The organism is Providencia sp. PROV205 (assembly GCF_028479505.1).
GTDB classification, from domain to species: Bacteria; Pseudomonadota; Gammaproteobacteria; order Enterobacterales; family Enterobacteriaceae; genus Providencia; species Providencia huaxiensis.
Map to the genome: position 1 here is coordinate 41,115 of NZ_JAMPNU010000006.1, position 14,375 is coordinate 55,489.

A 14,375-nucleotide genomic window follows, 5' to 3' on the forward strand; every position below is an offset into this window, starting at 1 on the left:
GTTACTGCTTAAAAATCTTCACTTTGATATCTCGTGGTGCTGCGTAGTAAGGGGCTGACGTAACCAATAATGGCACCCCTGTTTGTGCGAATGTTTCTATTGTTTTTAAATTAATTCCACCAGCAATGGATAGTCGACAAGGCCGGCTTTGTTGCTTGGCGAGTTCTTGTAGTCGCTGAATTTGTTCAATGGGCAATTTATCCAGCTGAATAATATCGGCTTGCGCATTGATGGCGAGAATGGCTTGCTCGTAGTCATCAGCCTCAACAATAATCATTTTTTCAGGGGCGGCTTGGCGTAGTGCTTTAATATGGCCCGCCCAATCATCTGGTTTTTCAAGACATTGGCGATGATTGGTGAACAGTAGGATACTTTCTGCACTGCCTGCACGATGAATAATAGCACCCCCAGCCAAAATCGCAGTTAAGGCAAGGGGCTTTGTCTGTGGAATGGTTTTTCGGGTGCAAGCAAGCTGCCCATCTGGTTGATATTGACGCAAAATACTGACCATTTGCTGGGTGTAGTGACTTACACCTCCACACCATTCAAGCACGTTTTGCACCGCTTTCCAGCCTTGATGTAAGGCTTCAATAGGCCCAGTCGCACGAATTAAAATACTTTGTGGTTCAACCTGTTGGCCATCTTGGCTGTGGCACTCGCAAGTGATACCGAGTTTTTCTAACATGCGTCTGGCGATAGCTATCCCACTGACACAGCCGCCAAATTTGGATGCAAAGGTCATGACACCCAGTTGGGATTGTAGGCCAAGTGCCCGTGTGGTGAGGTCCCCATATTGGATGTCATCTAGCAGCAGTTGGTCGATCAATGCATCGGGCACGTAAATCATAACGTCAGTTCCGATTCATCTACCACATCCCAAGATACCATCGCCCAATCTCTGGAAGGATAAGGGACTGTTTTGCCTAAAGCGGTTTGTTCATCATAGTATTGACGTAAGACGGAGGTTTCTTCTGGCGTGATATTTTTAAGGGACCAATTGACACTATCAGCGAAAGCCTCAAAGTTATCAAATCCACCTTTATTGGGGTTTTTAATGAAATCAACACGCACATTAATACCCATTTGATGCAAAATATTCACTGCATAAATATAGGTAGGTAAACGAACAACTTCACGGCCTATTTTGCGAATTATTTTCTCATCAATAAATGTGGGGTTGACGGTATGGGTTGTGTACACCCGTAACTTTGTTTGGTTATTAAGTTTCAATAAAGCAGCTTTTAAATCATCAACCAGCGTTGAACGCGATGCCACAGAAATATCCACTTTTGGCAATGAATGCCAATCATCTTCCCATGCGAGCTGTTCAAAGCGTGCATGTGGGATAGCGAGCTCTTTAGCCCGTAGTTCAGCCATTTCGAGCATGCCACGGCTATAATCAATTCCAATCACATCTTTAAATTCATTCGCTAGGCAAAGGCTTATGGAACCGGGGCCGCAACCGACATCAAGTAAGGTTTCAGCACCTGTTAAATCCATTAATTCACGAAACCGTACTAAGTATGGGTCATGAGGATTAGCACAGTTTTGTGCCATTTGTTGTGCTTTTTTATCCCAATGCTCTGGTTCTTTGCGGCTACGTTGTGCCTGTTGCATGTGCTGTTGGTACATTTTTGAAAAATCGATTTGATTGATTAACATGATCCCTGACCTTAACAAGAAAACGTTGATGGAAGCTGGAAGTGAGCTTGAATGCTGCGCTCATCCACATTATAAAGTGCTGCCAAGTTAGTAAGTGTTAACATACATTTGGATAACCCTTGCCTCGCTTTGTGGTGCTTATCAAGCAAAATGACGTTATCAGCGATAGCTGCGGCATGCTGTGGATGATGGGTTGACATCAATATCGTCATACCATGGGATTTAAGCTTTTCGATTTGCTCAAGTAAGCGAATTTGGTTACCAAAATCAAGGCTAGCGGCCGGCTCATCCATAATTAGAAGTAATGGTTTTTGTATTAAAGCCCTTGCTATCAATACTAGTTGTTTCTCTCCGCCACTAAGTGTGCTGTATAGACGTGTTGCTAAGTGTGAAATGCCCAGATGCTTTAGTTGTTGATATGCTAAGTTTTTTTCGGCCTCTTTAGGGACTGAAAATATTGAAATATGGGGTGTTAAACCCATCATCACCATATCAAGTACAGTGAAAGTAAAGGGGGTATCATGGGCTTGGGGAACATAAGCGACAGTTTTGGCTATTTCACGGGGGTTAAGACCTTGAATGTCTTGCCCATTGAGTAGGATCTCACCTTTAATTGCGGGTAATAACCCCAGTAATGTTTTCATCAAGGTGGTTTTACCGCAGCCATTTGCGCCTAACAAGCAACTAATCTCCCCCTTAGGTAATGAAAGGTTAATACCATCAATGATGGCAGTGCCATGATAACCAATTGCGACCTTTTGCAAAGACAGAATGCTCATTTCACCCGCCTTGTCTGCAATAAGATAGCCAGAAAGAAGGGGGCGCCAATTGCGGAGGTTAAAATGCCTATTGGTAATTCAATTGCAGCAATAGTCCGTGCTAAGGTGTCAGTAACTAGCAATAAGATGGCACCAATTGCCAGTGATGCCGGGAGCTGATAGCGAAAGTTAGCACCCACTATCATTCTAGTGATGTGTGGAACAATTAACCCCACCCAACCAATAATTCCTGCGATTGACACCGCGCTTGCTGTAAGTAATGTGGCACAAACAATGAAAACAGCGCGGGTTAAACTGACATTGATCCCAAGGCTTTTGGCTTCTTCATCCGATAAGCTGAGTAAATTCATACGCCAGCGCAATAATAATAGTGGAATAATACCGATAATCATCAGTGGTAATACTGACACTAAGTCTGCTTGGGTAATCGATGACAATCCACCTAATAACCAAAAAGTGATGGAAGGCAACTGGGTGTAGGGGTCTGCAAGGATCTTCATTAAGGAGATGGCGGAACCACATAATGCACTGATAGCGACACCGACAAGAACCAAAGATAAAATAGGGTCATGTTGCCGTGCTAGGCGGGCAATAAAACACACTAAAGTCACGGTAATTAGCCCACCAATAAATGCACTTAATTGAATGTAAAACAAAGATTGGCCGAAGAAAATACCAATGACAGCTCCCACGCCCGCACCAGCAGAAACACCTAAAATATCAGGCGAAACCAGTGGGTTACGAAACATCCCTTGGTAAGCTGCGCCTGCAATCGCTAGCCCTCCGCCAATAATAATAGCGGCTAATGTGCGTGGAAAGCGTATTTGCCAGAAAACGGTTTCATGGCGTGGGTTACTCAATTCACTGTGAGATGATAATTGGCTGGCAAATAGTCGATAAAGTTCATTAAGTGTAAGTGAGTACTTACCACTTGTTAACGCAATAACAAAGCTAATCAGTAATATGATGACCAATAAAAGGAATTTTCCCTTTTTGTTCAAAACATCATTCATGACTTTTCCATGAGCAAATCAATTTGCTGTGTCGTTAATGATGAATGGTAGAAACGAGTAAAAAACTCAGCAATATCATGTTTAATATTCATGGCAATGTTTTTATCAAAATGGCTTTGTAGCCGCCTCATTCCCAGTAGGCGGTTAACGCCTGGAGGCCCATCTAACCAACCAAATGGCATGCCACTAAATACAAGTAATTTGCGATTAGCAATAGCATCAAGCCCTTGCCATAATGCAGAACTTGTCATCAGTTCAATGGCTTCGTCATATTGCGTTATAATGATGTCAGGGTTCCATTGGTAGAGCTGCTCCATAGAAACCGTAGTAAGGCCATGAAAATTAGGGATATCCACTACATTGCGTAAGCCTAGCATTTCAATCGCTTCAGTATGAATTGAGCCTTTAGCGCCAGTTTCTAAACCTTTTGCCCCTCTCGCGAGGTAAAAACTCAGTGATTTCTGTTGGTTTTGATGAGCAAATAAGGCAGCATCATCAATATAGCGTTGAGCAAGTTGGCTCAATTGTTGTGCTTGTGGTAAAACCCCTAAGATTTCACCCAGTTGCATTAGTTGCTGCGGTGAGTCTTTTAGGCCACCTGCGATTAACAAATAAGGAACATGGGTTTGTTTGGCGACTTTTTCTGCTTGTGAGCGATAAGTTTCATCAATGTTTCCTGTGTCAATAATTAAGTCAGGGTTATAAGACAACAGTTGTTCAAGGGAAAGGGTACTACCACGGCCTGCCAAGCGGCCATAAACCGGTAATTCAAGCCATTGTGGTGCAAAAAGGCCCGTTTGCCCTTTTTTCAATGAAATAGAGGCGAAACCCACCATTTTTTCTGGGGCTAAGGCAAACATCAGTAAATCGGAAGGGGGCCCCGAGCTGATGACGCGATGAATATCCTTGGGTGTTGGGAGTTTACCGAATATCGCGGCTTCAACTTCTGGGCGAGTTTGTGCGAAGCTTGGTAAGCAGTAAAAAGCAGTGAGGACGGCACTGGATTTAAGAAACTGTCTACGATTGATAGCCATAGTCTAATTTCATCTATTCGTTATGATAATAATTATATAGCGCGAAAATTAGCGGAGTCATGATAGAGAGTCAACTACAAAAGTGGGTTGGTTAAGAAAAATCAACGTTTATGTGATGTAAATCAGTAACAAAGATTGCTATCTATTGATGGATAGCAGAACATTGTTATCGTTAACGAATTGAATATGACTTTGGACTTATGAAGAAAAGAAGACCTTCTTTGCAGGATGTTGCCGACCAAGTTGGCGTCACGAAAATGACGGTGAGCCGTTTTTTACGAAACCCAGAGCAGGTTTCAGAAGCTCTGCGTGATAAAATTGCTCAGGCGGTGGAGGCTTCCGGGTATATTCCGAATAAAGCTCCCGATATTTTATCGAATGCAACCAGCCATGCCATCGGGGTGTTGCTTCCTTCATTAACTAACCAAGTTTTCGCCGAAGTGATCCGTGGAATTGAAGCCGTGACAGACCGCCATGGCTACCAAACCATGCTCGCTCACTATGGCTATTTGCCCGAAAAAGAAGAGGAGCGGCTGACTTCGTTACTTTCTTATAATATTGATGGTGTGATTTTAGCTGAACGAACCCATACAGAGAGAACGCTACGTATGCTTAAAACTGCGGGGATCCCTGTGGTTGAAATTATGGATAGCGTTTCTCCTTGCCTAGATATTGCAGTGGGTATTGATAACTTTGAAGCGTCCCGCCAAATGACTCGGGCGATGATTGAGCGCGGCTGCCGTAAGGTTGTGTATTTAGGCGCAAGGCATGATGAGCGTACTTTTATCCGCCTGAAAGGTTATGAGCAGGCCATGCTCGATGCCAATCTTGAACCACGTAATGTGATGACACAGGCTAGCTCATCGTATTCGTTAGGCGCTCAATTGTTGCACGATTGTCGTGATAAGTATCCAGATACTGACGGCTTATTTTGTACCAATGATGACTTAGCAATAGGGGCTATTTTTGAATGCCAACGTTTAGGTATTCAAATTCCACAAGATCTCGCTATTTCAGGTTTCCACGGCCATGATGTAGGGCAAGTGATGACTCCAAAACTGGCGAGTATTTTGACGCCAAGGGACCAAATGGGGCGTAAGGCGGCAGAAGTCTTGTTGGCGAGAATGTCTGGTAAGAAGCTAACGGATACGCATTTTGATGTGGGGTTTTCTGTCCTTACTGGCGAAAGTATCTAATTATTCCTCGTCATCCTTCGCGCTGTCGCGTTGTTGCCTGTACTCGCCAACCCTAGTCACATACTTATGTATGCTCCTAGGGCTTGACTCGCTTGGCGCCTAGCGACAACACGAATTATTTAGAGGAATGTTTTAAGACGAGCAATAAAGTTTAAATATACTTTTTGTCTTTTTGTCTTTTTGTCTTTTTGTCTTTTTGTCTTTTTGTCTTTTGTTTCTATATTGCATTGCGAGTTTTGCTTTGTTCTTCACCAGCCTCTTCTGAAGTCAGATTGAGAGTATCATCACAGATCTGTTCTCTTCTTCACCAATTTGATTGCCAAATAAATCCGCACTGATGATAATGTTACCCGTAACTTGTTACCGGTAACAAATGCCGGTTTTTAACTAAAGCCAGGACAATAGTGAATATCTGAGGAGTTTCCTATGAATGATACCCAAAAACAAAACTATACATTTGTACTAATGGGGGTATCGGGTAGTGGTAAGTCTGCTGTTGCTACCGGTGTTGCACAGCAACTACAAGCTGCCTTCCTTGATGGTGACTTTCTTCACCCTAAATCAAATATTTTAAAAATGGCATCGGGTCACGCATTAAATGATGACGACCGTAAACCTTGGTTAGTCGCATTAAATAATGCCATTTTTGCAATGCAAAGAACCAATAAGGTATCGCTGGTGGTTAGCTCCGCACTGAAAAAAAGCTATCGCGATATCTTAAGAGAGGGGAACCATAACCTCTATTTTATTTACCTAAAAGGTGATGCGGTTGTTATTGAAGAGAGATTGAAAGCACGTAAAGGGCATTTCTTTAAGCCTGAAATGCTGAAATCGCAATTTGATGCTTTACAAGAACCTGGTGCGGATGAACCTGATGTGCAGGTTGTTGATATTCGACCATCCTTAGAGAACGTGATTGAAAATACGTGTTCTACTATTCGTAAGATTGTCGCTGGAGATAACTAATGAATACCCCAGAAACATTAAGCACGTTAACGCTCGTGCTAACGGCAGTTGGCTCTGTCGTTTTACTGCTCTTTTTAGTGATGTATGCTCGTTTACACGCATTTGTCGCGCTAATGATCGTTTCTATTGGCGCGGGTTTATTCTCCGGCATGCCAGTACAACAGATCACTGAAACCATGCAAAAAGGTATGGCGGGAACCTTAGGTTTCCTTGCTATTGTGGTGGCGCTTGGGGCAATGTTCGGTAAAATTTTACATGAAACAGGTGCGTTAGACCAAATAGCGAATAAGCTACTTAATCTGTTCGGTGAAAAGAATGCTCACTATGCAGTGGGGGTCGCAGGGTTGATTTGTGCGCTACCGCTTTTCTTTGATGTGGCTATTGTCTTGTTAATTGGCGTGGTGTTTGCAGTTGCAAACCGTACTGGCCATAACGTTGTCCGCCTTGCTATCCCTCTATTTGCTGGTGTTGCCGCCGCGGCAGCGTTCTTATTACCGGGACCAACACCGATGTTGGTTGCATCACAAATGGGCGCGGATTATGGCTGGATGATTTTAATTGGCCTGTGTGCTGCTATCCCTGGCATGATTTTGGCAGGCCCTTTATTTGGTAAATTTATCAGTAATTATGTTCATATTGATATCCCTGCGGATTATCAAGCGCCAAATACAGAACATGGCAAAATGCCAAGCTTTGGATTTAGCTTGTGTTTAGTGCTTTTCCCATTGGTATTAGTGGGTTTAAAAACAATCGGGACTCATTTAGTTGAAAAAGGAACTACTCTTGAGCATTGGTTAGAGTTTATCGGTCACCCTTTCACTGCCTTATTGTTAGCGTGTTTACTGGCGATTTATGGCCTAGGCTTCCGTTATGGTATGGATAAAGAAAAAGTCATGGCGATTTGTTCTGCTGCGATCCAACCTGCTGGGATCATTTTACTTGTGACCGGTGCTGGTGGCGTATTCAAACAAATTTTGGTGGACTCAGGTGTCGGTCCCGCGCTAGGTGACTCTTTAATTGGTGCAGGTTTACCTATTGCGGTTGCTTGTTTTGTATTAGCGGGGGCGGTACGTGTTATTCAAGGGTCAGCAACCGTTGCATGTTTAACTGCTGTAGGTTTAGTGTTACCTGTTATCAGTGAGTTAGGCTACTCAGGCGCACAGCTGGCAGCATTAGCCGTTTGCATCTCTGGTGGGTCATTAATCTTAAGCCATGTGAATGACTCTGGCTTCTGGCTATATGGGAAATTTACTGGTGCAACTGAAGCACAAACGCTAAAAACGTGGACGGTAATGGAAACTATCCTTGGTACGACAGGGGCAATTGTCGGCATGGTGTTCTTTATGTTCTTGTAATGTGCTTCATAAAAAGGTAATCAAAGCGCCCACAATCAAGTGGGCGTTTTTGTTTAGCTTAAGCTAATTTTAGGAATGATAATTTCATTGTGGGGTTGTGGGGCGTTAATGTGTTTAACATGGCCCGGTGATAGCGCAATATGCTTCGTAAAAAATGAGGTCAGCCCTAAGTCGTGAGTAGAAAAGAAAATAATTGATTTATCTAATTCAAACTCTTGTTTTATTAATTGTAAAAATGAGAGCGCATCAGAGGTTGCCATAAATGATGTTGATTCGTCTAAGAATATCATTTCAGGTTGTTTTATCAGTGCAAGAACGAGCTGTAACTTTTGTTTTTCCCCTGTAGAGGCAGCGATGTCGGTGACGAGTGTGTCGTCTAAGGTTTCTTTGCTAATCAGTAAGGTTGGGCAACATAATTTGGTCAGGCGAACAATCGTATTGTTATCGAAAACACCGTAGAAATTAAAATTGTCACGTATGCTGCCATGAATAAATGTTGAAATACCATTATGGTAGGCAATTTTTTCTGTTAAAAAGGATTGGGAAATTTCATCAATTCCAATACTATTGATTGTAATATCCCCTGAAGAGTATTCCGAAGTCCCACATAATGCTTTCATTAAAGATGTCTTTCCTACCCCTGAAATACCAGTAATACCGATAACATCACCGGGTTTGGCTTCAATATTGAGCTGGTTAATAATGGTTTTACCATTAATATTAACGCTAAGATTTTTTGCACTAAAATGCTTTATCGAATCTGTTGTTATGCCATCTACTTTGAAATGGATAAGTGGATTGTTTTTTAGCTGATCAATACTGGATTTGATATGAAATAGATGTGTTTTCACCATAAATAAGCGATTAATTGCACTTGTAATTGCACCTGAAAGTCGGCCATTAATGATCATTACAGCGATAACGGAGGCTAAACTTAAACTCCCTTCACCAATAGCTAAATAGCTAGCCACGTACATGATAATCATGGATAGAAACGTATTTACTTTGATGATTTCCATCCAATGGTGGTTTGCCTCATTCAGTTTTAATTTTATTTTTTCATCTTCATTGGTTTTTGTACTGATGTACTGCTTAAAGTGGTTATCTCTGGCGAAATACAGCTCATGTTTTTTCTGTTCTAACGAGTAGTACATGGCTGATTTTTCATAGTTTAAGGTATTCGCTCGAAGCATATTTTTATAGGAAAGGAAGCGGACATGTAGACATAAAAAGATAAGCCCAGCGTAATAGCTCAATAGCAATAATGAATAAAAACCTAGCATGCCAAAAATACAAAATGAAAATAAAATGGCTAAACCGATATCATAAATAATTTGTGGTTTGATTTCCCATACCTGTAAAATCGATGCTTCGGCAGTTCTCACTTTAATCGAGGCACTTTTACAACTAGACTGCTTTAATAAATTAACAAAGTAACGATTAAAAATGCTGATGTTAAGCTTTGTTTTTTTTATATTCTGTTCATGAATGATGTGTTTAATAAAGAACTCTAAGCCAATAACAACAATGAAAATAAAACTAATATATAAGATTGAGCTTATGGACTCACTGTAAACTAATCGTGAGTTAAAAAGATTTGAATATAAAGGTAATAACAGTGCAAATACAATTAAAGGTAATGAAAATAAACTGGATTTTGGGGTTAACTTAATTAGTGATGTGTATATACTCTCTTCATTCAATGTGTTTTCACTCGCAGAGAATGAAAATAAGTTTTTACTTTCAATTAGTTGGTGCGTTATTGTGGTGTCAGTTGTGAGGTTGGTTAGCTGGCCCTTATGATTTTTAATGATAATGTACTTTCCATTTTCTATTTCCATAATGAAGAGAGCGGGCAGGTTTTTTTCACTAAAATCAGAAATGGAAACATATTGATAAGTGAAAAAATCATTATTAATAAATTCATTTATATTATTTAATATATATTTATTATCATACGATAGGGCGGGAGAGATAAATGACTCCCCTAATATCTTAAAATATTGGTTAATGACATCATGGAAACTACTTTCTTTCATTTTCTTCACTCTTCAGGAAGCAAGCGTTAACACCTTGATTATCTTCAATAGGTTTCAATGCTTTAATGTGTACATTAGGCGTGCTTTTCTTAATTAATACGGTGTTATAAATGGTGTAGGTCATTGCCACATCAAAAGAGATGTTATTTCCATAACTGCAATAGATATCAATAGATTTAACCTTTTTATGGTCAATGAATTTGATGGTGTCATGGCTAAATATTAACGACTTCATGATGTTCTTGCCATTGCCATTATTACTATCGGTATTTATAGATGCAGAAGCTTCAGTGTTGCTGTTATCAATTCCTATCAATGCTGCTTTACCTTTATTTTCTTCAGCGGCCATCGTACTTGATAACACATTTGCTAAAAGTACGGCCATAAGTAATGTCATGGTTGCTACAGCAGCAGATAATGCAGAAATAAAACCTAACATAGGTCACCAAACGTTAAATGTAATGTTATCGCTAATTAATGCGGTTAAATAATGAAGCACTGAAATCTCTTTACTCGAGATATAGAGCATCACCGGTAGGCCATCATGCTCTGGAAGGAGCACAGTATTTTGTTCCGGTGTAATTTGTACGGAATAATAGCGCTCTTGGTTGGCTCGTTCCCTATCACTAAAGGAGTCAGCACTGATTTTTGTGACTTTTCCGTTAATGATTTTTTTAAATCCAGGGGAGTTCACCACAATTTTTGCTGGCAACTGTTGCGTTATAAAAGGACGATATTTCGCTAATACTTTACCTTCAATGACCCGTGTATTTTGCTGTTTTTTAATTACCATGACTAAATTTGAGGCTTCAACGTAAGAGCCTTTTTCTAAATCTTTTTCGATACTTAATACAACCCCATCTGCTGGCGATAGTACGCTATTTGCTCTTATTTTATTGCGAAGTAATTCCATCTGGCCGCTGTTTTCTAATTTCTCTTTTTTTAGCCGATTAAGTAGAGTTTCATTTTCTTGGATTTCACCGATAAGCCGTGCTGTATATTTCTTTTCTAGCAGTGAGATTTCTCGCAATAGCCCTTGAGCATTTAATTCACCTGATGTCATCAATGCGGTGGTACGGCTAATTTCAGCATTATTATTGAGTTTTTCAATTTCAGGAGCTCTTGCATTCTTTAATAATAAGTCCTTTTTTTTCAATATGTTAATCTGATTCTCTAATTCACTAGACTCTTTAACTTGTGAGATATATTTATCTCTTAAGTTGCTTATCTCCATGCGTAAGAGAACGTGACCATAAAGCTCTCTATAAGCACTTAACGTTTGACTCTGTAAGCCCTTTGCAAAGAAAAAATATTCAGATTCTGTACTTATGCTTCCATCAAGGATTTTATTTAATAGCTTTTTATTTTCTTCTAATTCATCAATGCGTTCATTAGCAAAAGTAACGAGGTTGGTTAAGGTTTTTTCTTGATGAAACGCATCTAGATTCGTATAGGAAAATAAAATCTGATCTTTCTCTACCTTATCGCCGGTTTTAATCGCGAATTGATTAATAAATCCAGATGCAGGACTTACTATTTCTAGCCGATTGGAGACCCCTGAGATGATACCCTCTCCAGGAGAGGATATTTCTATTTCAGCTAATAAAATATATCCGATGAACAATGATGTGATACCTAGGAATATTTTTAATTTTTTAGGGATTTGGTTCAGTTTATTTAGATAACGTTTCAATTTCAGCTAACTTCCCTGTTAATTGTATGTATTCCATTTTGTTTTTCATATCAGCAATCATTAGTTCAGCTATGCGCCTTTCCATTGTTAACATATCAAATAATGTGTTAACCATTTCATAGAAAGAAGACTGTGATATTTCATATTCCCTTTGTTGGCTCTTAACTATCGAACGCATGGTCTTACGTTGTGCATGTAACCCTGCAAGTTCAGTCGCATTTGAATTAGCAATTAATTTTAAATTTTTAATTTTAGCGGTTGATTCTTTATATTTATAATCAGCCTTTCCCTTTGTTGCTTCATACAGTTTTAGCTGAGATTTTTCATTCAGTATTTTATCAAGGTCAAAGATATTTAGTTTTACCTCCATTCCCATGTAAGACTCGTTACGACTTCGAACTTGGTCAACAAATCGTTCTTCGGCGATAACATTAACATTCAAGAATGGGTTTTGTTGATAAGCATTTTCCTTCATTGCATCAGCTTGCATGCGGAGCAAGTTATATTCGCTATTTTGTTGCGCGTTTTCACTATCAATAATAGTTTTTTGCAATTTTTTTAGTAAGTTTTTGGGAACCTGTACGCCTTTAGATGGAAAGGTGATCCCCGATAAAAGCTCAATATTTGACTTATATTGTTCAATTTCTTTTTCTATATTCTGTAGCTCTGTTTCAATCCTCTGCATCAATAAGGACGCTTGTTCAACATCGCTGTATTTCGCTATACCACTTTTATAGCGGTGGGTAATAAGTTTGAAAATATTTTTAGCGTTTTTATTTAAATCATCTGTCGTTTTTGTTAACTCATTGAGATAATAGATGCCAATTAAGTTATTAGTTGTTGAGGTGTAAAGCTCTTCTTTTTCTTTGTTTAGTGAGAGCGTTGATATTTTTAATTTTAAATTTTTTTCGTTAAATTTATGAGTTAGCGTCGTATCATAGACTAATGAACTGGCAGTAATATTACTGCTGGTACTGCCATCATGGCTTTTTATTTTTCCTGATGCTGATATTTTTGGTAGATAATAATAGTTTGTTTGCTTTGCTCTGAGCTTTTCAGCTTCTAATTCTAATGACTTTATTTGAACCGGATTGGAATTTTCTAATACTCGGTTAATAAAGGCTTGGAAATTTTCTACATCTTGGCTAGCCAAGCTATAAGATGGTGATAATAGTGTTAATAAAAAACCAAAGGTGATGAGGCGCACGTTTTTTACTCCATTGATAGTAATGTTAATAATTTTTTTCTGCTCTCAATGGTGTTTTCTTTTAGCCATTGTGTAGTTTGATCTATTTTTAAAATTTCTTCTGATATTTTTTCATTTTCATTTCTTTTATTTATTTTTTCTTCTAATAAGTAGACCGCTAATTTTCTTTTCCAGTCGTCATCAGCTTCTTTTATTGATTGTAAAACTGCTAAGTGATCTTGTGCAGTGGTAGATAAGGCCTGAAGGTATGAAGAAATATCAGTCGCAAGTTCATTGCTTTCAGTCACGGAAACCATTTTTTGCGCTATACTGATATTCACTTCTTGTAATGAATTCAGGGTTTCTTGAATGTGATTAAGTTCTTCTGAGTCGTTTTTAGATAGTTGCTGTTTAGTTTTTTTATTTTCTTTTTGATAAAAGAAGTGAAAGAAATTCAAACTAACTAACAATAAAACTGAAATAGACACTCCCAGAATGGAGGTTAAGAATGCAAAAGACATTGAATTAAGTGCCATTGAAATGGATGAAATCATGGCATTCATTTTTTCTGAGATATCACCTTCTCCCCCAAGCGATGCTGAGATCGCGGTGATCATCCCTGTTAACCCAATAAATGTTCCGATTAACCCTAATGATACAGTGACGGATGCAGATAATTTAGTTTGGTTTGAAAGCAATGTATAGTTGCTTTGTTTGTTTTTATTAAATACTCGGTGAAATAAAAATATAATTAAAGGATAAATATAAATCCCAATCATGGTGTAGCTGATTTCAGGAGCAAGCAATAGACATTGCTGAACCATTTCACGTACCGATTGTAATAAAAAACAAGCGATAAACGTTGCTGCATAAAAAAATAATCCAATATAATACATGTTATTTTTAATCCCAATAAATACATGAGTTCCAACCTGGGCAATGTTCACTTGTCCCTTGTTTTAGAACAATCTCTTTATTAATGCCCATATTCTTAATTAGTGATGCCATATAAAGAAGGTTATAGGTGTTTTTTTCTTTACTGTGGCTGACCTTATCATTAATGTAACCACTGATAATGATTTTATTACTCTCGTTTTTAATGATTTCTTTCTTTATTAAAGAAATTTCATTGTTTGATAAATGAATGCCACCTTTAAAGAAAAGACGTTTGTTTGGTATATCCATCTTTATTTTTTCAAAGTTTAACTGGCCATAATTGATATGGGTTTCTGCGGCTTTCATACCACTAAAAATAAACACCATAGAAACTAAAATAATTATGCATAGTGTTCCACTTAACCCATCAACCATTGGGGCTAGTTCTTCATCAGAGTTATCATCATCTTCTTCCATTATTTTATTCTTTCATTTTAGAAACAACTTTGTTAATTCATTCTTTTATTATAATCGCTATTGAAATGAACTCACTTGAATTTGAGCTCAAAAAAAAAG

At 38.8% G+C, this 14,375-nt stretch carries 14 protein-coding genes; 3 read left to right on the forward strand and 11 right to left on the reverse strand.

Annotated features, from left to right (window positions below; genetic code table 11):
- Nucleotide 1: 1 nt before the first annotated feature.
- The 5 genes from modD to PR800_RS06280 are packed head-to-tail and all read right to left on the reverse strand — an operon-like array spanning nucleotide 2 to nucleotide 4,488.
- On the reverse strand, nucleotides 2-847 hold the full coding sequence (modD, locus tag PR800_RS06260; RefSeq protein WP_166267843.1) for a ModD protein: 846 nt from the start codon (nucleotides 845-847) through the stop codon (nucleotides 2-4).
- Nucleotides 844-1,662, reverse strand: a complete 819-nt coding sequence (locus PR800_RS06265; protein ID WP_166267841.1) for a class I SAM-dependent methyltransferase — start codon at nucleotides 1,660-1,662, stop codon at nucleotides 844-846. Before PR800_RS06265 ends, modD begins: the two co-directional genes overlap by 4 nt.
- Before the next feature lie 11 nt (nucleotides 1,663-1,673).
- Complete coding sequence (locus PR800_RS06270; RefSeq protein WP_166267839.1) at nucleotides 1,674-2,441, reverse strand: ABC transporter ATP-binding protein; 768 nt, start codon at nucleotides 2,439-2,441, stop codon at nucleotides 1,674-1,676.
- Nucleotides 2,438-3,454, reverse strand: coding sequence for a FecCD family ABC transporter permease (locus PR800_RS06275; protein WP_231068852.1), 1,017 nt, complete (start codon nucleotides 3,452-3,454; stop codon nucleotides 2,438-2,440). The genes PR800_RS06270 and PR800_RS06275 overlap by 4 nt, the downstream gene beginning before the upstream one ends.
- Entirely contained in the window at nucleotides 3,451-4,488 is a 1,038-nt protein-coding gene (locus PR800_RS06280) for an ABC transporter substrate-binding protein (RefSeq protein WP_102140238.1), read from the reverse strand. The genes PR800_RS06275 and PR800_RS06280 overlap by 4 nt, the downstream gene beginning before the upstream one ends.
- Nucleotides 4,489-4,688: 200 nt before the next feature.
- On the opposite strand from PR800_RS06280, the gene gntR reads away from it, so the two are divergent.
- From gntR to gntU, 3 genes are all read left to right on the forward strand, one after another.
- On the forward strand, nucleotides 4,689-5,684 hold the full coding sequence (gene gntR, locus PR800_RS06285) for a gluconate operon transcriptional repressor GntR (protein ID WP_102140239.1): 996 nt from the start codon (nucleotides 4,689-4,691) through the stop codon (nucleotides 5,682-5,684).
- A 426-nt stretch (nucleotides 5,685-6,110) separates the two neighbouring features.
- A complete protein-coding gene (gntK, locus tag PR800_RS06290) occupies nucleotides 6,111-6,650 on the forward strand; it encodes a gluconokinase (protein ID WP_102140240.1) in 540 nt (179 codons plus the stop codon).
- Entirely contained in the window at nucleotides 6,650-8,005 is a 1,356-nt protein-coding gene (gene gntU, locus PR800_RS06295) for a gluconate transporter (protein WP_102140241.1), read from the forward strand. Before gntK ends, gntU begins: the two co-directional genes overlap by 1 nt.
- Nucleotides 8,006-8,058: 53 nt before the next feature.
- Here gntU and PR800_RS06300 read toward each other — a convergent pair whose 3' ends face one another.
- Genes PR800_RS06300 through PR800_RS06325 form a run of 6 tightly spaced genes read right to left on the reverse strand, consistent with a single transcriptional unit; the run spans nucleotide 8,059 to nucleotide 14,276 of the window.
- On the reverse strand, nucleotides 8,059-10,044 hold the full coding sequence (locus PR800_RS06300) for an ATP-binding cassette domain-containing protein (protein ID WP_210844378.1): 1,986 nt from the start codon (nucleotides 10,042-10,044) through the stop codon (nucleotides 8,059-8,061).
- Complete coding sequence (locus PR800_RS06305) at nucleotides 10,031-10,483, reverse strand: hypothetical protein (protein ID WP_102139186.1); 453 nt, start codon at nucleotides 10,481-10,483, stop codon at nucleotides 10,031-10,033. Before PR800_RS06305 ends, PR800_RS06300 begins: the two co-directional genes overlap by 14 nt.
- Before the next feature lie 3 nt (nucleotides 10,484-10,486).
- On the reverse strand, nucleotides 10,487-11,737 hold the full coding sequence (locus PR800_RS06310; protein ID WP_102139185.1) for an HlyD family efflux transporter periplasmic adaptor subunit: 1,251 nt from the start codon (nucleotides 11,735-11,737) through the stop codon (nucleotides 10,487-10,489).
- A complete protein-coding gene (locus PR800_RS06315) occupies nucleotides 11,718-12,890 on the reverse strand; it encodes a TolC family protein (protein WP_229597516.1) in 1,173 nt (390 codons plus the stop codon). The genes PR800_RS06310 and PR800_RS06315 overlap by 20 nt, the downstream gene beginning before the upstream one ends.
- A 59-nt stretch (nucleotides 12,891-12,949) precedes the next feature.
- Nucleotides 12,950-13,870 carry a hypothetical protein gene (locus tag PR800_RS06320; protein ID WP_272530404.1) on the reverse strand — a complete coding sequence of 307 codons (921 nt, stop codon included), beginning with the start codon at nucleotides 13,868-13,870 and terminating at the stop codon, nucleotides 12,950-12,952.
- Nucleotides 13,827-14,276 carry a hypothetical protein gene (locus PR800_RS06325; RefSeq protein ID WP_102139182.1) on the reverse strand — a complete coding sequence of 150 codons (450 nt, stop codon included), beginning with the start codon at nucleotides 14,274-14,276 and terminating at the stop codon, nucleotides 13,827-13,829. Before PR800_RS06325 ends, PR800_RS06320 begins: the two co-directional genes overlap by 44 nt.
- Between the last annotated feature and the right edge of the window lie 99 nt (nucleotides 14,277-14,375).